The organism is Frankia sp. RB5 (assembly GCF_059816245.1).
Window position 1 is genome coordinate 23,772 of the sequence record NZ_JCBATA010000042.1, and the last position, 20,802, is coordinate 44,573.

Here is a 20,802-nt window from a genome sequence, read left to right on the forward strand (position 1 = left end):
ATGCCGTGAGGGGGTGGGGGTCATAGAGTCCTGTGGTGTGGTAGCAACGCGCGGACGCCGAGAGCGGCTACGGGCCGAGACGACAGCGGAGATCAAGCAGGTGGCGCTCGCGCTCATGGCCGCGGGCGGCCCCGACGCGATCACGCTGCGGGCGATCGCCCGGGAGATGGGCATGACTGCCAACGCGATCTACGGGTACTTCGCCACCCGCGACGACCTGGTGACCGCACTGATCGAGGACGTGCACACGGCACTCGCGGACGCGATCGAGGCGGCCTGGAACGCCGACCCGGCCGGCACTCCCGGCTGCGTGCCCGACGGCACCCCCGGCGGCTCGGGGTCCGGCGGCGGTCCGCGGGAACGGATTCGTGGGTGGGCGCGGGCCTTCCGAGGCTGGGCCCTGGCGAATCCGCAGGGTTTCCGGCTGGTCTACGGGGACCCCGTGCCCGGATACCGGCCGCCGGAGGGCGGTGCGGCCCCGGCGGCCGCGCAGCGCGTCTGCCTGGCCCTCACCGCGGTGACGGCCGCCGCCTGGCCGTGGGCCGAAGGCCTGCAGGCCGACAGCGCGTTCGGCTGGTCCGACTTCGACGCCGGACTGCTCGACAAGGTCCGTCCGGTCTTCCCGGAGCTTCCGCCAGCCGGTCTCGCGCTGGCCCTACGCCTGTGGGGACGCCTGCACGGCCTGGTGGCGTTGGAGGTCTATGGGCACCTGCAGGCCCAGACGGCCCGTCCGGACGCGCTCTTCGAGGAGGAACTGACCCACCTTCTGCGATCCCTGGGCCTCGAGACCCCTTAGCGGGGCGGACCATCCGTCACCCGGCGGGACGCGCTCGCCCGACTGCCTGGACGCCCGACTGCCCGACTGCCTGGATGCCTGGACCACGAGGGTCAGGCCGAGCGGCCCAGACACAGCCGCAGGGCGACGGCCGCGACCGCGCCCAGTGACATCAGGACGACGGGCGGTCTGCCGGCCCGCAACCGGTCGCCAGGGCCGGGGGGCCGTGGCCGGGGCGCCACCGCGGCGACCAGCAGCCACGGAAACAGAGGGAGCCAGGTCCGTTCCGCGCCGCCGTCGGCGAGTCCCACGGCCGTCGCGAACAGGGCCGTCGCGCCCGCGCCGACCAGGAACGGCCAGCCGGGGGTGAGCCGCAGCCGGCGCGCCGCGCGCACGGCCACCGGCCCGGCGGCCAGCACGACGATGGTCAGGTCCAGAAAGACCCAGGCCAGCGCGCTGCCCACCGGCACCCGCGCGGCCCGGGCGAGCGCCAACCCGTCCGGCCAGGCGAAGCCCCAGGCGGCGCACAGCCACAGTGGTAGCAGCGCGCCGAGCCCGGTGAACACGTTGAGCAACGGTCGGCGCCGGACGAAGTAGGCCGCGGCCACCGCCACACCCAGCCAGACCGGGGCATAGCCGAACAACGCGGCGAGCCCCAGCAGCAGCCCGCTGCCCAGCGCCCACCACACCGAGCGCCGACCCGGCTCGCAGCCGACCACCCCGACGGCGACCGCCAGCGCCGCCAGAAGGGCCGTGACGGCGTCCGGGGAGCCCGCGAGCCAGCCGCTCCACGGCGCGAGCACCAGCACGGGCACGAGGCGCCGGGTGGCCGTCTCGTGGCACAGCGACCGGACCGCGACGCACACCACCGGCAGGGTCAGCGCCCCGCAGCCGGTGAACACCAGCCCGACGGGCAGGGCGCCGCCCAGCCCGGCGTGCGCCAGCAGCCAGGCGGCCACCACGGGGCCCGGGGGATGGGTGGGCAGGACGGCGGCCGCCCCCGCGGCCACGTGCCCGGTGGTGGCCGTGTAGTGGGCGAGCAGGCCGAGCGGGTCGTCGCCGACGGTTCCGGCCGCGGTGATCAGGTCTGCCGGAGCGCGCAGCCCCGCGGCCAGATCACCGGGAGTGACCAGCGCCAGCGCGACGCTCCAGGCGAGCGACCCGAGCGCGCCCAGCAGGAGCAGCACGCTCCACGGCAACCGGAACGCCGCGGCCGTTCCCGCCGCCGGCTGGGACGTCGGCGTGGCGGTCTGCCCCACTTTGGTGCCGTGCGTCGCGATGGGCGCCTCCGCGGGTGGCGCGAGTGCGGGGCCCGGCTGCTGGGGCTGGGGCTGGGGCGGGGGGCGCAGCGTCGAGGACCACCAGGCGGTCAGCGTGAGCACGACCGCGGCGACGGCGAGGGGAATCGCGATCATCGGGTCGAAGCGGACCGACCAGCCACCCTGCCAGGGCGGGTCGGCGAGGCCGAGCGGGATGTCGGCGCCGCCGATCAGGGCCGTGCCGGCCAGCCCGAACGCGACGAGCAGCAGCCAGATCCCGGCCTCGGCGAGTTCGCCGCGTGCCGCCGAGACCTGCGCGGATGCCGGCGCGTCCGTCCACCGGCCCAGCCACCGCCCGCGCCGGTCGGCGCCACCGTGCGTCGCGGCGGGGACGCCGGCCGGACCCGAGGCGCCGTCGGTCACACTCACCGACCACTCCCGGCCGGTCCCGCCCCGCCGACGACCATCACTCCGCCGACGAACACCGCTGCACCGACCACATCTGCACCGTAACGACTGCCGAGCCGTATCGGGACGGGGGCGAGCCGCCGCCGGCGGTGCAGGCCACGGTGGGCATCGGATGCGTCACGCGGACGGGTGCGGTGGCCGCCTGGTGTGAGGAATCAGTCGGTTTGATCCCGCCCGTTCGCGGTCCGCCGATCGGCTCGGTAGTGTGATCCACTGCAGGCTGTACCTGCGGCATCGTGTGTAATGAAGATCGTCGGCTGGCGTGCTGGCGATGTTCGTGACGACGCGCCGTTGCCGTTGTTAGGCCGTGTGCAGGGGATTGGGGACACTGGTCTCCGTGCATGGTCGGCCGGGCGCCGGCACGCGAGTGGGCGGTATCTGCCTGTGGGTCACGGCCGGCGGGGGAGGTAGTGGAGGTAGAAGCGCGATGGCACGGTCACGCACCGGCGCACCGCGTGTGATGGATCACATCTGCTTCGAGTGGCGCGTTCACTCAAGCTGAGTGAAGATCGGTTCGCAGATCATCGAGCACGGAGGGGGCCACGTTGGCCGAGCTTAGGAAAGGAACCCGGATCACCGGCGCCGAGCGGGACAAGCTCGCTGCCGATCTTCGGAAAAAGTACGAGGGTGGGCAGAGCATCCGGCTGCTCGCGGAGTCCTCAGGTCGTTCGTACGGGTTTGTCCACCGGATCCTGTCGGAGTCCGGCACCACCCTGCGTGGCCGTGGCGGTGCGACCCGGGGCACCAAGAAGAAGAGCTCCTGACCATGGCGGTGCCGGCCGCCGCCGCAGCGGCGGCGGCCGGGCTTCGGGCGGAGGTGACCGGGCCGGTCGCGACCTTCACGGTTCGCGGCGAGGAGGATCCCGGCGTGCTGGGGATGCTCGGCACCGCCCTGGGCGACGCGCTGCGCCGGCTGACCGGCGAGGTGCGGGTCGCCGTCATACGAGTGGAGGGCGCTGGGGTGCGCCCCCCGGACGCCCCTGGACATCCGATCGATCCGGACGGCCTGGCGGACGGGTGCCGCGCGTGGCAGGACGCGCTCGCCCGCCTGGCCGCCCGCGCCGATCTGGTGAGCGTCGCGGCCGTCTCCGGCTCGACCGGAGATGTCGGGACGGCGCTCGCCGTCACCTGTGACCTGCGGGTGTTCACCGCCGACGCGGTGCTGTGCTCCGGCTACGCGGCTGGCGGCCTGATGCCCGTGCCCGGCGGCCTGGCCAGGCTCGCCGCGCTGGTCGGCTGGCCCGGCGCCCTCGACATCGGTCTCACCGGCCGTCCGCTCGGCGCGGCCGAGGCCGGCCGGCTCGGGCTCGTCCAGCGGGTCGTGCCCGCCGCCCGTCTCGATGACGAGCTCGCCGCGCTCGTCACGGCCCTGCTCGCCACCCCGCGCGCGGTGTCCGCCGAGGTCAAGGCACTGGTGCGGCCCACGAGGCCGGGCATCGCCGCCGACGCCGAGTCCGAGGCATGGGAACGCCTCGCCGCTGGCTCGCTCGACCCGGCAGGCTGACCCGCCTGATCAGCGCCCTGGTGCGCACGGCGGCGGGAATGCGGTACCTACCGGGATGCTTACACGCTTACAGTGCAAGCGCGCCGACGGTGGGAGAGTGCGATGCGGCCGGGGTCGGACGGGTGGATGGTGACGCGGTCCGCGATGCGGGACCGTTCGGCGGCCAAGGCGTCACTGCGACCGGGCACGCTGCGCCGGATCGTGGCGTTCGCCCGTCCCTGGCGGCGGGAGCTGGCCTGCTTCCTCGTGCTGATCGCGGCCTCCGCCGGGCTCGGCGCCGCCGTTCCGCTGCTGCTCAAGGAGATCATCGACGGCGGGATCGCGCGGCACCGGGTCGGCTACGTCGAGGCGCTCGCGGGCGTGGTCGCCGCGCTCGCCGTCGTCGACGCGGGGCTGTCCCTCGGCCAGCGCTGGTACTCGGCGCGCATCGGCGAGGGCCTGATCTACGAGATGCGCAGTCAGATCTTCCGGCACGTGGGCCGCCAGCCGCTGGCCTTCTTCACCCGGACGCAGACCGGCGCGCTCACCAGCCGGCTGAACAACGACGTCCTCGGCGCGCAGTCGGCGTTCACCAACACGTTGTCCTCGGTGCTGTCGAATGTGCTCTCCGCGGCCTTCACCCTGGCCGCCATGGCGGTGCTGTCATGGCAGATCACGCTGGTGTCACTCGTGTTGCTGCCAGTTTTCATCCTTCCGGCCCGCGCACTCGGCCCGCGCCTGGCCCGGCTCACCCGGGAACGGTACGGGGAGAACGCCGAGATGCACAGCATGATGACGGAGCGATTCAACGTTTCCGGCGCGATGCTCGCACAGCTCTACGGCTCCCCCGAACGCGAGGAGGCCAGTTTTCGCGGTCGAGCGGGACGAGTACGTGACATCGGTGTAACGCAGGCGATGTACGGCCGAATTTTCTTCGTCTCCCTGTCCCTCGTCGGCGCGCTCGCGACGGCGATCGTCTACGGCGCCGGCGGCCGGCTCGCGGCCCGCGGTGACCTCGAGGTGGGCACCCTCGTCGCACTCACCGCCTATCTGACCCGGTTGTACGGGCCGCTCAGCCAGCTCTCCAGCGTGCACGTCGACATCATGACCGCGCTGGTGTCCTTTGAACGTGTCCTGGAGGTTCTCGACCTCGAGCCGCGGATCGTCGACCGGCCCGGCGCGGTCGAGTTGGCTCCGGGTGCCGCGGCCGTGGAGTTCGACCACGTCGAATTCCGTTATCCGGCCGCGGACGAGGTCTCCCTGGCGTCGCTGGAATCCGTCGCCGTGCTCGACGACCGGGTGCCCGCGCCGGTGCTGCACGACGTCACCTTCCGCGCGGAGCCCGGCCAGATGATCGCGCTCGTCGGCCCGTCCGGTGCCGGCAAGACGACGATCAGCCAGCTCGTCCCGCGCCTCTACGACGCGGTCGGCGGTGCGGTGCGGGTCGGCGGGCACGACGTACGCGACGTCAGCCTGCGCTCGCTGCGGGCCACCGTCGGGGTCGTCACCCAGGAGGCCCACCTGTTCCACGACACGGTCCGCGCGAACCTGCTGTTCGCCCGCGCGGACGCCACCGACGACCAGATGTGGGCGGCCCTCGACGCCGCCCAGGTCGGCGCGCTGGTGCGCGACCTGCCGGACGGCCTGGACACCGTGGTCGGCGACCGTGGGCACCGCCTGTCAGGCGGGGAGAAGCAGCGCCTGGCGATCGCGCGGCTGCTGCTGCGCGCGCCGGGCGTCGTCGTGCTGGACGAGGCGACGGCCCATCTGGACAGCGAGTCCGAGGCGGCCGTGCAGCAGGCACTCGCCGTCGCGCTGGCCGGCCGCACCTCGCTGGTGATCGCGCACCGGCTGTCGACGGTGCGCGACGCCGACCGGATCCTCGTCATCGACGGGGGCCGCGTCGTGCAGAGCGGCACGCACGACGACCTGCTGGCCCGCGGCGGCCTGTACGCCGAGCTCTACCACACCCAGTTCCGGCCCACCACCGAGGAGCCGCGAGCCCGCCGCGAGCCGGAGCCGGCGCTGCCCGCCTGATCCCGCCGGCTCGCGGTGGGTGTCGGATGTCAGACGCCGATGTCGCCTGTGGCGATGTCCGGCGTGGCCGCGGCGGCGGGCACGGCGCCGGCTGCGGCCGCCGTAGCGTCGGTGCTGGTGCTGGTGGAGCCGGGCGCCGCGTCCGTTGAGGCGCTTGGGACACCGTCGAGGACGGCGATGTCGATGTCGCCGGAGGGCCGGCGGTGAATGGCGGGATTTGGATTCATGCCCGACTCCGGGGGTGCTCGGGGGTGTGATACCGACTTCCGTGGGCGTGTCGGCGCCCGCGTCGAGCCGCTCCCAGGAACGTCGGCGCCCTTGCCGTCTTTCCCGTATCGACCCGTGCCGGGTGGGGGCGGAGTGTGGCACAGGCGACGACAGGGACGGTACGCCGTCGCGCGACCACGTGCAGCATGTACCTCATTGACCGGATCTGACTATGGTGTGGTGCGCCACGCCGACGTTCGGACGGGCCCCCGTGTGCAATGACCGACGATCAGTACTTAGGCTTTGTGTGTGCCACGTAGAGCCAAGATTGTCTGTACCCTCGGCCCGGCCACCAGCTCACCCGAGAAGGTCGGAGCCCTCGTCGAAGCGGGAATGGACATTGCCCGCCTGAACTTCTCCCATGGAACACACGAACAGCACGCCGCCGTCTACGCCCGGGTGCGCGAGGCGGCGGAGGCGGCCGGCCGCAACGTCGGCATCCTCGCCGACCTGCAGGGCCCGAAGATCCGCCTCGGCACCTTCGCCGACGGCAGCGTCACCCTCGTGCCCGGGCAGCGGTTCACCGTCACCGTCCGGGACGTCCCCGGTGACCAGCACCAGGTCGGCACCACCTATGCCGGCCTGCCCACCGACGTCGCCGCCGGGGACAGCATCCTCGTCGACGACGGCCGGCTCGTGCTGCAGATCGACGGCGTCACCGACACCGACGTCCACACCACCGTCGTCATCGGCGGCCCGGTCAGCGACCACAAGGGGATGAACATCCCCGGCGCGGCCCTGACCGTGCCGGCGCTGAGCGAGAAGGACGAGGGTGACCTGCGCTTCGCCCTCGAACTCGGCGTCGACATGATCGCGCTGTCGTTCGTGCGCAGCGCCGCCGACATCAAGTCGGTGCACGCGATCATGGACGAGGTGGGGACCCGGATCCCCTGCCACGCCAAGATCGAGAAGCCGCAGGCGGTGGAAGCGCTGGACGGCATCGTCGAGGCGTTCGACGGGCTCATGGTCGCCCGTGGTGACCTGGGCGTCGAGCTCCCGCTCGAGGACGTGCCGCTGGCCCAGAAGCGGATCGTCAGCCAGGCCCGCGAGCGGGCCAAGCCGGTGATCGTCGCCACCCAGGTGCTCGAGTCCATGGTCAGCGCGCCGCGCCCGACCCGTGCGGAGGCCAGCGACTGCGCCAACGCCGTCCTCGACGGCGCGGACGCGATCATGCTGTCCGCGGAGACGAGCGTCGGTGCGTACCCGATCGAGGCGGTCGCCACGATGGCCCGCATCATCGAGACCGCCGAGGCCGACCTCGGCCGGATCCCGGCGGTGCGCACCGAGCCGCGCACCCTCGGCGGCGCGCTCGCCCAGGCCGCAGCCTCGGTGGGGCACGCGGTCGGCGCCCGGTACCTCGTCGCGCACACGCTCAGCGGCGACACCGCCCGACGCCTCGCCCGCTACCGAAGCGAGGTGCCGGTGCTGGCCTTCACCCCGATTCCCGCCGTCCGCAACCAGATGGCGCTGTTCTGGGGTGTGGAGACCTTCCTGGTGCCGTTCGCGGAGAACACCGACGAGATGGTCCGCCAGGTCGACACCGCCCTGCTCCAGATCGGTCGGTGCCGTCCGGGCGAGCTCGTCGTCGTCGTCGCCGGCACCCCGCCCGGCGTCGCCGGCATGACCAACACGATGCGCGTCCACCGCATCGGCGAGGTCATCTGACCATCCCCCGCACCCCGCCACCGGCCGGGCGTCCGATCCGGGACGACGCCCGACCCTGAGATGACGCCCGACCCTGAGATGACGTCCCACCCCTGGGACGGCGCGCGACCTGAACGACGCCTGATCTGAGAAGACGCCTGACCGACGGGCGGCCGCAGTGGGTAACGGACCCGCTCCGACCGGCGGTCGGGCGCCTGCCAGGCCGGTCGGCCGCGCGCCCGGTCCGTCTCTGTCCGTCCCCTGACCTCCCGCTCGCGAGGCGGGAGGATCCGCCTCCCGGCGCCGCCGCATCGGCACCGCCGCTCGCCTTCCTCGCGTCACCCGAGACGCCTGTCTGGGTGATATGTCGCGGCTGTCATGATGAGGCCCGGTCGTATCCGCTCCGACCCCCTGGCGCGCGGCGGAGCGCGCCCTCCGGGAACCGGAAGCCGGCCTGGCGGGCATCGGGACTGCCAGGGTGGGCGCAGGTCAGGGAGTGGTCGGATGGTCGAGCAGGGGAGTGGAACGGACGATCAGGCAGGTGCGGCCCCGGCCGCGCGGCCCGCGATGGACGCGGGTCGGCCGCAGGGCGCCGCCGCCCGGGCCGACCGCCCGAACCAGGCCGATCGCCCGCGAGCCGGCGCGCCCATGGCGCCGAAGGCCGCCCCACCGGCGAACGCCTCGCCCCCGCGCTCGGCCTCCCCACCGGCTCCCACGTCCGCCCCGCCTCCGTCGCCTCGTTCGTCGCCGCCCTCGTCGTCTCCTTCGCCGTCCCCGTCGTCGGGGAAGCCGCCGCCGGGGAAGCCCTCCCTCCCGCCTGCTCCGGGCAGATCGTCCCCAGCCGCGCCCACGCCGGGCCCATCGCCACGTGCGTCGTCGTCCCGCGCGCCGGCACCGGCCCCGCCCGCACCGGCCCCGCCAGCGTCGGCCTCACCACGGGTCGCGACTCCGGGGGCCTCGTCCACGACGCCGCCGGCCGGATCATCCCCGTCCGGGCAGCCCCCATCCGGGCAGCCCCTGTCCGGACGTCCCCCGTCCGGGTACGCCCCGCCCCGGCAACCTTCGGTCACGCCGCCCGCGCGACCGTCTGCCAGGTCATCCGGTCAGGCGCCAGCCCGGCAGCCCCAGCCCGCCCAGCCCCCCGCCGGACGCGTGCCGTCCGGGCAGCCGCCGTCCGCGCAGCCGCGCGCGTCCGCGGCGCCCGCGGGCCCTGCGCGCGCGGCCTCGCCGGCTGGGCCGCCGCCGGCCACCTCCGAGGCGAGGGCGAAGCCCGCCTCTCGTCCCGCGTCCGCGGCGGTACCGCCGAACTCGGCCGTCCCCGTGGCGACATCCGCCGCGGCCCCCCCGTCGCTGACGAAGTCCACGGCGGCCAGACCCGTGGCGGCAGGCTCGCCGGCCCCGTCCACGCGGGCGGCCGCGAGCGCGTCCAGACCGGAAGCCGCACCAGCCGGACCCGCGGCGCATAACGCGCCCACCGCCAAGGTGACACCCGCGGCAAAGATCACGCCTGCGACGGCCGTCACCCCCGCCGGGAGCGCGACGCCCCCCGCCAAGTCGACGCCCCCCGCCAAGTCGACGCCCCCCGCCAAGTCGACGCCCCCCGCCAAGTCGACGCCCCCTGCGACGGGGACCCCATCCGCCCATGCGCCGTCACCCGCCAAGGCGCCGTCACCCGCCAAGGCGCCGTCACCCGCCAAGGCGTCGCCGCCTGCCCAGGCGTCGTCACCTGCCGAGGGGGCCGCGCCGGTCCGGAAGCCGGCTGGCGGCGCGGCGTCTGGTGGTGCCGTGGCGCCAGGCGGCGAGCGCGCCCAGGCGCGGACCGAGACGTCGCCGATCCGATCCCAGCCGGCGGGCTCACCGCCTCGGGCCGGGGGCGGGACACCGTCGTTGCGCACCCGTCCGGGAACAGACGGCACGTCCGCGCCCGGCCGGGCGCCGCAGCGTGCGGCCGTCACGCGTCAGCCCGACGCCGCCGCCCGGGCCGGGAACGCGGGATCCGCCGCCGCGCCGCGGGAAGCGGCGAAACCAGCGGCGCCGACACCGGATCCGGCAGCGCGGGCTCGGCCGGCCTGGTTCGACTGGGATCTGCCCGACCCGTCGGGCCACGCCCCCGTTCGTCCGGCCGCCAGCCAGGGCGCTTCCGCGTCGTCCGGCACCCTTCACCCGAGCCCCGGCCCAGGAGCACCCGCCTCCCCAGGAGCACCCGCGTCCGCCTCTCCTGGCGGCGACGCGGCGCTGTGGTGGGACAGCGCTCGCTCTGCCCCCGCAGCCCCCGCCGCGCGCCCCTCGCGCCAGAGCGGGAGCGGCGACGACGGCGCGGTCGTCTCCTGGTTCGGCGCGCCGGCCGCGTCGCCGGTTCCTGACGACGGCGGGCCGGGCGGGACGTCAAGGGAACCGGCCGGACGTCCCTCGGACGCAGGCGGCAGCCGCAGCGGCACGAGTGCCAAGCCAGCCGCGTCCGCCGCGATCGACCCGCCGACCATGCGGGTCGGGCTGCGGCGGGAATCCGGTCCGGCCGACCGTGGCGCCTCCGCCCGTCCGTCCCGTACTGACATCGATCGGATCAGCCAGTCCGACCGGTACGACGACACCGAGCGACGCCCGGATGCCGACCGGAATCACAGCGCTGCCCGGGACCGGGAGGACGCCTGGGCGGCTCGGGACGGCGAGGGGCACCGCGTCGGCGAGGGGCACCGGGGCGGCGAGGACGGCTGGATTCCCCCGGACGGCCGCGGCGGAGACGGCAACCGCGATCGGGGTGACGGCCGGGGTCATGGGGACGGCCGGGTCCGGACGGCGCCGCAGCGTCGCGAACATACGGGAGGATGGCCGGAGCGGAAGGAGGCGCCGTCCTGGGCCGGCGGCGCGGCACCCGACCGGTCCGGCCCGCTCGACGCGACGGAATCCTCTGGGGCGACGGAATCCCTCGACGCGACGAGCGCGCTTCACGTCACCGGTTCGCCTGCCGGGGTGGGACAGTCCGACGGTCTGCTCCCCGCGGACGAGGCGGCCGCTGACGACGCCGCGCGCCCGTATGCGGAGCCGCCGCCGCGCGCCGATGCCCGCCATCGTGGTCCGGTCACGGACCGTCCGTCGCCGTCCGCGCGGCCGGGTGAACCGGCGCCTTCCGCCGCGGCGGAACCGGTCGGTGCGGCGGGACGGGGCGCGGCGCTGGCGGTCGTCGTGGGGGCGGTCGGCGCGGTGATCGGCAGCACCCTGCCGTGGTGCACCATGTCCAGCGGCGACGAGACGCGCACGTTCACCGGGATCGTCGTCGGGGACGGCCGGTTGGTGCTGGTGCTGGCCGTCGCGCTGGCGGTGGTGGCCCTCGCCCGGCTCGCCCGCCGGCCGCTCACGGCTGGTGCGGCGGACGTGCTGGTCGCCCGTCTGGTAGCGGCCGGCATCATCATTCTCGCCGCCCTTGACCGGATGTACGGGCCGCCGACCCTCGCGTCGTTCAGGGCGGTGTCCGGTGATCGGATCGCGATCCATCCCGGCAGCGGCATCCTGCTCACTCTCGGCTCCGGTGTGCTGGCGCTGGTGGGGGCGATCCTGCTGCGGCCACCGCGGGGCGGGCGCGGACGGTAATCGGCTGATTCGCCAGGTGTGTCGGGTGACCGTGCGGGCGGCCGGCGCCCGTGGTACGACCGTCCGGGACGGCCGCCAGGCGGCCACGGCCTCGGACGGGGTGGTGTCGCGTTGACCGGTGAGCATGGCAGCCCGTGGGCCCGGCCGCCGGATGTCGGGCCGTCCGCGGGCCCGGCGGCGGGTGGGTCGGACGAGTGGGTCGCGGGGGTCGCCGCGGAGCTGCGGGTCTGGCGGGCGCGGGCCGCGGCGACCGCCGATCCGGCGTGGTCCCGACCTGGTGCGGCGAGGTCGGCCACGAGGGCGGGGGACCTGGGCGTGGCCGGGGACGCTCGGGGACGCGGGGCGTCGGTTGCCGCGGCGCAGCCCTGGGACCTGCCGTCCTCGGCGAATCGCCCCGGCGCGGGCGCAGCGGGCGCGACGGGCGGGGCGCGGGACGCGGCGCGGCGCCCGGGTGGATGGCGGGGAGTGCTGGGCCGCTGTTCCTGGCTGGCCGGTCCGGTGGCGATCTGCGCCGGGCTCGGGGTGATCCTCGCGTCGGGGATGCGCTGGGCGACCGTGAAGGCCTACGGCCTGGTCGAGTTCGACGTGCATGGCACCGATCCGGATCAGCACGGCCGGCTGACAGTGGTGCTCGGGATCCTCGCGGTGGCCGCCGGCCTGCTGCTCGCCGCCGGCCGGCTCGCGTGGGGCCGCATGCTCGCGATCATGACGGGTCTCATGGTGCCGCTGACGGCCACCGTCGACCTCGTTCACCTCTACCGGGAGGGTCCGTTCGCCGACAACAGCCTGACGACAGATGTGATAGTTGGCCCAGGGTTGTGGCTCGCGGCCGCCTGTGGTTTCTTGGTGTTTCTGGCGGGGCTGGCGGCGGGGTTCACGCACCGGTCGCCCGGACCCCGGTCGTGACTATCCGTATCACCCGACCTGACCAGGATGAGTGTCCCCCATCGAGGGGACGCCACTTTCAGTGGATTCGGGGTCATGACGCACCCTGCGCCCTTTGACACGATGAACGAGGTCAAGGGCGCACGGGGGAAACAGCAAGGCGATTCGGGGGAACACGCCGAGCGGTTAGGCCCTTGACCCCATCGCGCGCCCTCACGCCACGCGGGGGGTGGCGCGGGGGCGCGCACCGGGCACGGGGATCCGGTGTGTGTCGGGTGGTGGGCGCTGGCATGGGGGTGCCGGCGCCCACTGCGCCTCCGCTTCCTCAGTCCAGACCTTCGACCGGCCGGTCCAGATGGCCGTCCTCGACGGCGCGCTTGAACAGGTCGACCTTGGTGCCGGCGTCGCGGCCGACGCGACGGTACTTCTGCCGCACCCGGTCGATGTACTGCTTCGCCGTCTCCGGCGAGACACCCATCCGCCGGGCCACCGTCTTCAGCGGCATGCCGGTCGCATAGAGGCGCAGCGCTTCGAGCTCGCGGGGGGCCAGGTCGGGCGCGTCCGGGGCGTCGTCAGTGAGAAGCAGGAAGGCCAGCTGCGGAGAGATCCATCCGGTGCCGGCCGCGGCGGCGCGGATCGCGGTCGCCAGATCCTGGACGTCGTCGGTCTTGGGAACGAAGCCGGACGCGCCCGCCCGCATCGCACCCCGCACCGTGGACGGCGCGGCCGCCGCGCTGAACACGACCACCGAGCGCTCGGCGGACAGCAGCCGCCGGATGTTGTCCGGAGGACGGGTACCGTCACCGAGATCGAGGTCGAGCAGCACGACCTGGGCCTTCTCGCCCGGGCCGGTGAGCAGCGCGTCGATGGAGCAGGCGGTGTCGATGAGATCGAAATCCTTGACATCGTGCAGCAGGTCCGCGAGTCCACGCAGCACGATCGGGTGATCGTCCACCGCCGCGACGGTGATGGTGTCGGGAACTTCCGAGTTGTCCTCTGGGCTCATGCTGGTCCAGTCATTCTCCCGGACGGGCGACCGCGACGGGCAGGCGCCGTCACGGCCGGATGGGCGTCGATGCCCGCGTGGGGACGTGGGGGCGTCCCCACCGCGAGAGACGGTTCGGGGCTCCGCTCGCGCGACGCCCACCATTTCAGCAGATCCCTACCTGACGTCACGTCCTGGTTCCGTATCGCGCAACCAGGATGAAACATTGCGCTCCCCTGCCGGTTACAAATCGCATCCGCATCCGCCGCAGCATTCGCAGCAGTCGCAGCACTCACAGCAGTCGCAACAGTCACCGCAGTCACCGTAGCGGCCGCACAGGCCTTCCTTGCGCTGGCCGTCCACCGGCGAGGTGTAGTCGCCGCACATCTGACAGGTCAGGAACATGCCGGCGGCCGCCAGGCAGGCGCCGCCGGTGACCCGGCGCCCGTCCGACGGCTCATCGGGGCGCTGGTCCGGACGCTGCTGGTCCGGACGCTGCTGGTCCGGACGCTGCTGGTCCGGACGCTGGCCCGGACGAGGTCCCTCGAGCCGGACGCCGGCGGCGAGGAAGGCGCGGTCGACGGCGTGGGCGAGCCCGTCGTCGAGCAGGGCGTGGACGAGCCGGGCGTCCAGGCCGTCGGCGAGATCAACGGCAGCCAGCTCGCCGCGCAGTTCCCGGCGCGCGTCGGTGCACAGTCGGCGGGCCTCGCCTGTGCTTGTGCCGGTCGCCGTCAGCGGGTTCCACGCGCCCGTGCGCGCGTCGTCGGACCGGTCGGCGACCGCGTCGAGCAGGTGCACGATCCGGCCGAACCGGCTGCCGACCACCGCCAGCCGCTCCCGGTTGTGCTCCCGCCCGGCGAGGACAGCGGTGTGGGCGAGGACCGCGGAGGTCGCTGCCTCCGTGGGCGCCAACGCCGCCAGCAACGCCGCCCGCCCGCCGCCTGCCGTCGCGTCGCCGCCTGCCGTCGCGTCGCCGAGTTCGTGCGCGCGGCCCGCGGCGGCGGCCCGGTCGAACAGGCCGACGTCAAGCCCGACGGTCAGCCCGTCCCGCCCGGCCGCGTCGGCGGCCCGCCCGGCCACTCGCCGGGCCAGCGCCGCCGCTGGGCGCAACCGCAGCATCCCGTCGCCGTCCGCGGCATGGTCACGCACACTGGTGGCGCCGGCCGCCAGCGACACTGCCGCCGCGAGCCGCGGCCCCACCCCGTCCCCGACCGCGACCTCGATGCGCCGCATCCCCCGCAGCGGGCAGGGCCCCGCCAGCCGCCGCCCGCCCGCCCCGCCGGTGGTCCCGGCAGCGGGGCCGGTCTGCGCGGCGACGAGCGCCGAGACGAGCACCGCGTCGACATTGGTCGCCAGCCGGGCCCACTGACCATGACGATCACGCAGGGTCAGGCAGAGCCCGCACAGATGCGACATCCACGCCTCGCGGAGCTCCGGCGACATTCGTCCCCGGCAGGGACGCACCACACCGAACATCCCCGCACTTTCTCAGACCCGCGCCGATCTGTGGGCGTCGCGTTCGCGACCACGCACGCCGGTCCGGTGGGTCTGTTCCCGCGGGAACGCGCCGTCTTGGCGGTATGGCGGTGATCCGGGCTCGGGTGGTGCCCGAGGATCGTGGCCGACATGTCAGGTGGAAGTGGCGGCAAGGGCGGCGGCGAGGCGGTCGAGGTCGGTGGGGTCGTTGTAGGCGTGGGCGCTGGCCCGCAGCAGGGGGCCGTCGAGGTCGCGGGCGCGGGCGGCGGGGATGGCGCTGGTGAGGATCCGGGCGTCCCGGTAGAGGCGGTCGCGGGTGGCCGCCGGGTCGGCGCCGGGTGGCGGGCGCAGGGTGATGATGCCGCTCGCAGAGTCGGCCTCCTCGCGGACCTGCCAGCCGCCGGCGCCGTCGAGGACGCGCCGTCCGTGGGCGGCGAGTGCGGCGATCCGCGCCCGGAGCGCCGGTGGATCGTCCGCGGCGTAGGCGACGAGCGCCCGGGCGAGGCCGACGCGCGCGGCCACCGACGCCTCGCCGACCCCGAGCCGCGCGACGCCGGGCAGCGGCTCGGGCGCGCCGCCGTCGGCCGCCCGGCGCGCGTTGTGCAGGCTGGGCGCGGCCAGGCCGAGCCGGTCGGCGACGCCTGCCCGCAGCGCGACGAACCCGGCGCCCCGCGGCCCGCGCAGCCACTTGCGGGACGTGCCCACGTAGGCGTCGGCGCCGATGCCGGTGGTGTCGACCTGGCCCAGCGACTGGGCGACGTCGACGACGAGGGGGACGCCGGCCGCGGCGCAGCGCCGCCCGATCTCGGCGGCCGGCTGCACGATCCCGCGCTGGCTGGGCACCTGGGGGAACACGACGAGGTCGAGGCGGTCCAGGCCGAAACCGTCGAGACGGTCGAGGTCCACCGTGCCGGCCGGGTCGACGGGCAGGTCGAGCAGGTCGAGCCCGGCCCGCGCGGCGCACGCCTCGAGCACGAGCCGGTTGGAGCCGTACTCGCTCGGCACGACCCCGACGCGACCCCCGCGGGCGGGCAGCGGCCAGGCGCCCAGCAGGGTGGCGAACGCGGCACTGGCGCCGTGATGCCAGGCGATGCCGTCCGGGTCGAGGTCGGGCCCGAGCAGTGCGGCCAGCGCCTCCAGGCCCGCCCGCAGTGTGTCGGCGGCCTCCAGCTCGGCGACGTAGGCGCCGTGCTCGCCTTCGGCGCGCAGGAACGCCGCCTGCGCCTCGACGGTGGCCGGACTCGGGCGCGCCGCTCCGGCGGCGTCCAGATGGATGATCCCGGCTTCGCCCACCGCATCAGGATCGCATCCCACCCGCCCCAGGCGGGCGGTCATCGCCGCGGCCGGGTCAGGCGCCGCGGCCGGGTCAGGCGGTGCGGTCGGGGACGACCTTGGCGACGATGTGCTCGGCGATCGCGAGCGAGGCGGTGGCGCCGGGGGAGGGGGCGTTGCGTACGTGCAGCACCCGGCCGCTGTGGGCGAGGACGAAGTCGTCGACGAGGCTGCCGTCGCGGGCGACGGCCTGCGCGCGCACGCCGGCGGGGCCGCGAACGACGTCGGCGGGCCGCAGTTCGGGGACGTAGCGGCGGGCCTCGGCGACGAACGCCCGGCGGCTGACCGTGCGCAGCATCTCCTTGGCGCCGGTCTTCCAGTGGGTGCGGGCCATCTGGTGGAAGCCCGGCCAGGTGAGGGTGCGGCGCAGGTCGGCGCCGTGCAGCGTGCCGACCGTGTAGCCCTCGCGGGCGGTGGCGAGCACGGCGTTGGGGCCGACGAGCACCTCGCCGTCGATGCGCTTGGTCAGGTGGATGCCGAGGAACGGGTAGCGCGGGTCCGGCACCGGGTAGATCAGCCCGCGGACGAGGTCACGCCGCTCGGGCCGCAGCAGCCAGTAGTCGCCGCGGAACGGCACGATCTGCGGGGACGGGTCCTCCCCGGTGAGCGTGGCGACCAGGTCCGACTGCAGGCCGGCGCAGGTGATGAGCAGGTCGAACGGGCCGACCCGCTCGGTGACGGCGCTGACCCGCCCGCCGTCGTGCGCGGCGACCTCGTGGTTGCCGTTGGGACGGGCGCGGGCCGAGGCGCGCACGGTCACCCGCAGGTGCACGCCGTCGGGCCGCTCGTCCACGCCGATCACCTCGGCGCCGGTGCGCACCGCCCCGCCGGCGGCCTCGATCTCCGTGCGCAGCGCGCGGGCGACACCGGGGTAGTCGACGATCGCGGTGGTGGGGGAGTGCAGCGCGGCGACGCCGCGGGCGTGCGGCTCGATCTGGCGCAGCTCGGCCGCGTCGAGCATCCGGGTGCCCGGCACGCCGTTGGCCTCGGCCCGCTTCTCGATGGTGGCGAGGCGCTCCAGCTCGCTGTCGTCGACGGCGACGACGACCTTGCCGCATTCCTCGTAGCGGATGTCGTGCGCCTCGCAGAACTCGCGCAGCAGCCCGACGCCGCGCCGGCACAGCGTCGCCTTCAGCGAGCCGGGCACGTAGTAGAGGCCGGCGTGGACGACGCCGCTGTTGCGCCCGGTCTGGTGGCGGGCGACGTCGGTCTCCTTCTCGAAGACGGTCACCGTCGCGCCCGGTTCGACCTGACCGAGCCGCCGAGCCACCGCCAGCCCGAGAATGCCGCCACCGATCACCGCGATGCGACCCGCCACACCCGCCCCCTGTCCGTGTCCCTACCCGTCCGTCGTACCGGACCAGTATCGGCGTGCTCGCCGCGGACCCGTCCGAGGGTCCGCCCGAGCCCCGCCGCTCAGCCGAAGAACTGGCCGCTCAGCCGAAGAAGTGGCCGGGCGGGTGCGCCCGGTCGGTGCGCGAGCGCGGGACGCCGCGCAGCGCGTCGGTGAGCGTGCGGGCCGTGTTCACCAGCGGGACGTGGCTGAACGCCTGCGGGAAGTTGCCGGTCATCCGACCGAGCCGCGGGTCGTACTCCTCGGCGAGCAGGCCGACGTCGTTGCGCAGCGACAGCAACCGCTCGAACAGCTCCTGCGCCTCGTCCACCCGCCCGGACAGCGCGTAGTTGTCGGCGAGCCAGAACGTGCAGGCGAGGAACGCGCCCTCGCCGGCGGGCAGGCCGTCGACGGCGCCGTCCTCGGCGGTCGGGTAGCGCAGCACGAACCCGTCCTCCATCAGCTCGCGTTCGATGGAGGCGACGGTGCCGACGACCCGCGGGTCGGTCGCCGGCAGGAAGCCGACCAGCGGCATGTACAGCAGCGCCGCGTCGAGCTCCTTGGAGCCGTAGAACTGGGTGAAGGTGCCCCGGTCCTGGTCGAAGCCGCGGGAACAGACCTCGGTGTGGATCTCGTCGCGCAGCGCCGACCAGCGGTCCACCGGGCCCGGCAGGCCCGACTCGATGATGCCGCGCACCGCGCGGTCGGCGGCCACCCAGGCCATCACCTTGGAGTGGACGAAGTGCCGGCGCGGGCCGCGGACCTCCCAGATGCCCTCGTCGGTCTTGCGCCAGCCGGTCTCGAGGAAGTCCATCAGCTTGGTCTGCAGCGGCCAGGAGTCGTCGCCGTGCCCGGCGGTGGCGACCCGGGCGACGTGCAGCGCGTCGAGGACCTCGCCGTACACGTCGAGCTGGAACTGGTCGACGGCGGCGTTGCCGACCCGCACGGGGGAGGAGTTCTCGTAGCCGGCGAGCCACGGCACCTCGTACTCGGGCAGCCGGCGCTCCCCGGCCACCCCGTACATGATCTGGACCCGGGACGGGTCGCCGGCGACCGCGCGCAGCAGCCATTCCCGCCAGGCCGTCGCCTCGGAGGTGAAGCCGGCGTCGAGCAGGGCGAGCAGGGTGATCGTCGCGTCGCGCAGCCAGCAGTAGCGGTAGTCCCAGTTGCGCACGCCGCCGATGTGCTCGGGCAGCGACGTGGTGACGGCGGCGACGATCCCCCCGGTGGGCGCGTAGGTCAGCGCCTTCAGCGTGATCAGCGAGCGGCGCACCGCCGGCTGCCACTGGCCGTCGTAGGTGCAGCCGGCCATCCAGTCCGACCACCACGCCTCGGTCAGGGTGATCATGCGCCGGACGTCGTGCGGCGGCGGCGGCGACTGGTGCGACGGCGTCCACGTCAGCGAGAAGGGGACGGACTGGCCGGCGGCGACGCTGAACTCCGCGTAGGTGGCCATGTCGTGCCCCTCCATCGGGGCGGTGGTGCGCAGCGTCACAGCGTCCGGGCCGGCGATGGCACTGATGGTGTGCTCGTCGACGCGGCGCACCCACGGCACGATCGAGCCGTAGTCGAAGCGGAACCGGGTCTCCGAGCGCATCCGCACCGCGCCCTCGAGGCACTCGACCAGGCGCAGCACGGTGTGCGTGCCGTTGTGCGGGTACATGGCGTCGACGATGCGCACGGTGCCCGACGCGGTGGTCATGTCCGTCTCCAGCACCAGGGTGTCGCCCCGGTAGCGGCGGCTGACGCCGAGCACCGGCTCGACCGGCGCGATCTGCCAGTGGCCGTCGTCCGGATCGCCGAGCAGCGCGGCGAAACAGGACGGCGAGTCGAACCGGGGCAGGCACAGCCAGTCGATCGACCCTGTCCGTGCCACGAGCGCCGCGGAGTGGGTATCGCCTATCAGCGCGTAGTCCTCGATCAGGGATGGCACGACCTGTCCTCGCTCTCTCGCTCCGATGGTGGGTGGCCCGTCGTTGGGCCGGATCGTGGGCGGGCGCCCGCCGGTCGACGGCGTGTATCGCTGTTCGACGGTGTGGGTCGCTGTGCCTCACAAAGGCGTTCACCATACGGACCGCGCGGGGCGGCTACGTTGGGGGTCCGGACTTCGCGGTGGTCCACCCGTTATCCGGACCAGATTTTCTTCCCCGATGTGACAGGAATCACGACGTGGCCGAATCGTGGCAGAGCGGCATCACCCGCGCGCTGCGTTACCTGATGGATCCGCGGCGTCGCACCGCCGTCGTCGCTATCACCCTGGCCGGCATCGGCCTGATCGTCTTCGGGGTGTACGCCTCCACCAGCGGGCCGCCGCCGCAGCAGGAGGCGGTCGTCTACTTCAGCCCGGACGCGACGAAGGCGCAGAAGGACGCCGTGCGGGCCGCGTGCCCCTCGGTCGGCAAGGCCATCCAGGAACCGCCGGATCGCAACAACCTGGCCAGCAGCCGGGTGTACCCGCTGCGCTACGACGTCGCCCGGGCGTCGACGGCCGACCGGGCCGCGATCTACGCCTGCGTGCACCGCCAGGCCGGCGTCGTGGGCATCAACCAGGAGACCCAGGGCCAGTAGCCGCGCGGTCGGAGTGCGCCGCGCGGTCGGGGTGATCGCGCCGTTCGAGCAGCTCGGCCGGGGTCGGTTCGCCGGCGAGGCGGGCCTGGCGCGCCTGCCAGAGACTGACGATCATCGTGCTCAGGACGACCAGGCCGCTGAAGATCAGGCTCCCGCCGGTCCACGGCGACGACGCGGGCAGGCTGTCGACGACGATCCACGCCACGCCCGCCGAGACCATGCCGATCCCGAAGACGATCGTGAAGGCCGAGGACAGCGCGTTGGCGGCGGCCTGGTCGGCGAGGTCGGCGGCCTTGCGCCGGGCCTGCTCGAAGCGCCGCCGCGCCCACTCGTACTCGAGGCTCAGCACGAAGAAGCCAAGAGCGATCACGAGGAAGCCCGGTCCGGGCAGCGCGAGCATCGCGACGCCGACCCCGAGGATGGCGACGCCGAGCACGGTCAGCGCGATCCGGCGCAGCAGATGGGCACTTCGGTTCAGCACGGTGGGCGCTCTCCCTCGGTCTCGCCTGGACGTCCCGGTTCCGGGCGGTCTGGGGATCGGCGTCGCGGAACGCCGCTGTCACTTTGACCGTTCCAACGCGCAGTGGTGGGTAATCGTCGCCGGGCCAGCGGTTCCGGCGAGGTGACCTCGGCCGCTTCCGGCCCCGTGACGGCGAGGTAGCGCAGCGAACTCGGTGACTCGCCGTCGGTGTCGGGTATGTG

At 74.3% G+C, this 20,802-nt stretch carries 18 protein-coding genes; 8 read left to right on the forward strand and 10 right to left on the reverse strand.

The genetic code is table 11. The features are described from left to right. Positions 1-37: 37 nt before the first annotated feature. A complete protein-coding gene (locus tag AC6EXY_RS21255) occupies positions 38-796 on the forward strand; it encodes a TetR/AcrR family transcriptional regulator (RefSeq protein WP_499818512.1) in 759 nt (252 codons plus the stop codon). A 92-nt stretch (positions 797-888) separates the two neighbouring features. Here AC6EXY_RS21255 and AC6EXY_RS21260 read toward each other — a convergent pair whose 3' ends face one another. Next, positions 889-2,463 carry a hypothetical protein gene (locus AC6EXY_RS21260; RefSeq protein WP_499818511.1) on the reverse strand — a complete coding sequence of 525 codons (1,575 nt, stop codon included), beginning with the start codon at positions 2,461-2,463 and terminating at the stop codon, positions 889-891. Positions 2,464-3,047: 584 nt separating this feature from the next. Here AC6EXY_RS21260 and AC6EXY_RS21265 point away from each other — a divergent pair. From AC6EXY_RS21265 to AC6EXY_RS21275, 3 genes are all read left to right on the forward strand, one after another. Beyond that, complete coding sequence (locus AC6EXY_RS21265; protein WP_101832465.1) at positions 3,048-3,266, forward strand: helix-turn-helix domain-containing protein; 219 nt, start codon at positions 3,048-3,050, stop codon at positions 3,264-3,266. Positions 3,267-3,268: 2 nt separating this feature from the next. Beyond that, on the forward strand, positions 3,269-4,006 hold the full coding sequence (locus AC6EXY_RS21270; protein WP_101832464.1) for an enoyl-CoA hydratase/isomerase family protein: 738 nt from the start codon (positions 3,269-3,271) through the stop codon (positions 4,004-4,006). Between the two features lie 126 nt (positions 4,007-4,132). Continuing rightward, a complete protein-coding gene (locus AC6EXY_RS21275) occupies positions 4,133-6,022 on the forward strand; it encodes an ABC transporter ATP-binding protein (protein WP_423748092.1) in 1,890 nt (629 codons plus the stop codon). 29 nt (positions 6,023-6,051) lie between these two features. Here the strand turns inward: AC6EXY_RS21275 and AC6EXY_RS21280 are convergent, their stop codons facing one another. After that, complete coding sequence (locus AC6EXY_RS21280) at positions 6,052-6,249, reverse strand: hypothetical protein (RefSeq protein WP_499818510.1); 198 nt, start codon at positions 6,247-6,249, stop codon at positions 6,052-6,054. A 289-nt stretch (positions 6,250-6,538) separates the two neighbouring features. Here AC6EXY_RS21280 and pyk point away from each other — a divergent pair, with 289 nt between their 5' ends. After that, complete coding sequence (gene pyk / locus AC6EXY_RS21285; protein ID WP_101832462.1) at positions 6,539-7,954, forward strand: pyruvate kinase; 1,416 nt, start codon at positions 6,539-6,541, stop codon at positions 7,952-7,954. Between the two features lie 512 nt (positions 7,955-8,466). Here the strand turns inward: pyk and AC6EXY_RS21290 are convergent. Both AC6EXY_RS21290 and AC6EXY_RS21295 read right to left on the reverse strand, forming a co-directional pair. Continuing rightward, positions 8,467-8,784, reverse strand: a complete 318-nt coding sequence (locus AC6EXY_RS21290) for a hypothetical protein (protein WP_133150701.1) — start codon at positions 8,782-8,784, stop codon at positions 8,467-8,469. A 252-nt stretch (positions 8,785-9,036) separates the two neighbouring features. Next, positions 9,037-9,438, reverse strand: coding sequence for a hypothetical protein (locus tag AC6EXY_RS21295; protein ID WP_499818509.1), 402 nt, complete (start codon positions 9,436-9,438; stop codon positions 9,037-9,039). Between the two features lie 382 nt (positions 9,439-9,820). On the opposite strand from AC6EXY_RS21295, the gene AC6EXY_RS21300 reads away from it, so the two are divergent. Together AC6EXY_RS21300 and AC6EXY_RS21305 are read left to right on the forward strand one after the other, a co-directional pair. Continuing rightward, complete coding sequence (locus AC6EXY_RS21300; protein ID WP_499818508.1) at positions 9,821-11,521, forward strand: hypothetical protein; 1,701 nt, start codon at positions 9,821-9,823, stop codon at positions 11,519-11,521. Positions 11,522-11,632: 111 nt separating this feature from the next. Continuing rightward, complete coding sequence (locus AC6EXY_RS21305) at positions 11,633-12,427, forward strand: hypothetical protein (RefSeq protein ID WP_499818507.1); 795 nt, start codon at positions 11,633-11,635, stop codon at positions 12,425-12,427. Between the two features lie 304 nt (positions 12,428-12,731). On the opposite strand, the gene AC6EXY_RS21310 is transcribed toward AC6EXY_RS21305, so the two are convergent. The 5 genes from AC6EXY_RS21310 to AC6EXY_RS21330 form a co-directional block, all read right to left on the reverse strand. Then, a complete protein-coding gene (locus tag AC6EXY_RS21310) occupies positions 12,732-13,412 on the reverse strand; it encodes a response regulator transcription factor (protein WP_101833502.1) in 681 nt (226 codons plus the stop codon). A 222-nt stretch (positions 13,413-13,634) separates the two neighbouring features. After that, complete coding sequence (locus AC6EXY_RS21315) at positions 13,635-14,807, reverse strand: DUF5685 family protein (protein WP_499818506.1); 1,173 nt, start codon at positions 14,805-14,807, stop codon at positions 13,635-13,637. 213 nt (positions 14,808-15,020) lie between these two features. Then, positions 15,021-16,160: an aminotransferase class V-fold PLP-dependent enzyme gene (locus tag AC6EXY_RS21320; RefSeq protein ID WP_243407483.1), complete on the reverse strand. Its 1,140-nt coding sequence runs from the start codon at positions 16,158-16,160 to the stop codon at positions 15,021-15,023. A gap of 73 nt (positions 16,161-16,233) precedes the next feature. Continuing rightward, positions 16,234-17,517, reverse strand: coding sequence for an L-2-hydroxyglutarate oxidase (locus AC6EXY_RS21325; RefSeq protein ID WP_499818652.1), 1,284 nt, complete (start codon positions 17,515-17,517; stop codon positions 16,234-16,236). Between the two features lie 118 nt (positions 17,518-17,635). Beyond that, on the reverse strand, positions 17,636-19,465 hold the full coding sequence (locus AC6EXY_RS21330; protein ID WP_101831767.1) for a glycoside hydrolase family 15 protein: 1,830 nt from the start codon (positions 19,463-19,465) through the stop codon (positions 17,636-17,638). 284 nt (positions 19,466-19,749) lie between these two features. Between AC6EXY_RS21330 and AC6EXY_RS21335 the strand changes: the two genes are divergently transcribed. Further along, entirely contained in the window at positions 19,750-20,100 is a 351-nt protein-coding gene (locus AC6EXY_RS21335) for a hypothetical protein (protein ID WP_101831770.1), read from the forward strand. Here the strand turns inward: AC6EXY_RS21335 and AC6EXY_RS21340 are convergent. Then, positions 20,075-20,581, reverse strand: coding sequence for a PGPGW domain-containing protein (locus AC6EXY_RS21340; protein ID WP_101831766.1), 507 nt, complete (start codon positions 20,579-20,581; stop codon positions 20,075-20,077). The genes AC6EXY_RS21335 and AC6EXY_RS21340 overlap by 26 nt on opposite strands. Positions 20,582-20,802: the final 221 nt, after the last annotated feature.

What these genes read in the sequence shown, in the direction of transcription:
- AC6EXY_RS21275 (WP_423748092.1), top strand. Translation starts at nt 4,133, where the DNA reads ATGGTGACGCGGTCCGCGATGCGGGACCGTTCGGCGGCCAAGGCGTCA.
- AC6EXY_RS21310 (WP_101833502.1), bottom strand. Translation starts at nt 13,412, where the DNA reads ATGAGCCCAGAGGACAACTCGGAAGTTCCCGACACCATCACCGTCGCG.
- AC6EXY_RS21280 (WP_499818510.1), bottom strand. Translation starts at nt 6,249, where the DNA reads ATGAATCCAAATCCCGCCATTCACCGCCGGCCCTCCGGCGACATCGAC.
- AC6EXY_RS21270 (WP_101832464.1), top strand. Translation starts at nt 3,269, where the DNA reads ATGGCGGTGCCGGCCGCCGCCGCAGCGGCGGCGGCCGGGCTTCGGGCG.
- AC6EXY_RS21335 (WP_101831770.1), top strand. Translation starts at nt 19,750, where the DNA reads ATGGATCCGCGGCGTCGCACCGCCGTCGTCGCTATCACCCTGGCCGGC.
- AC6EXY_RS21315 (WP_499818506.1), bottom strand. Translation starts at nt 14,807, where the DNA reads ATGTCGCATCTGTGCGGGCTCTGCCTGACCCTGCGTGATCGTCATGGT.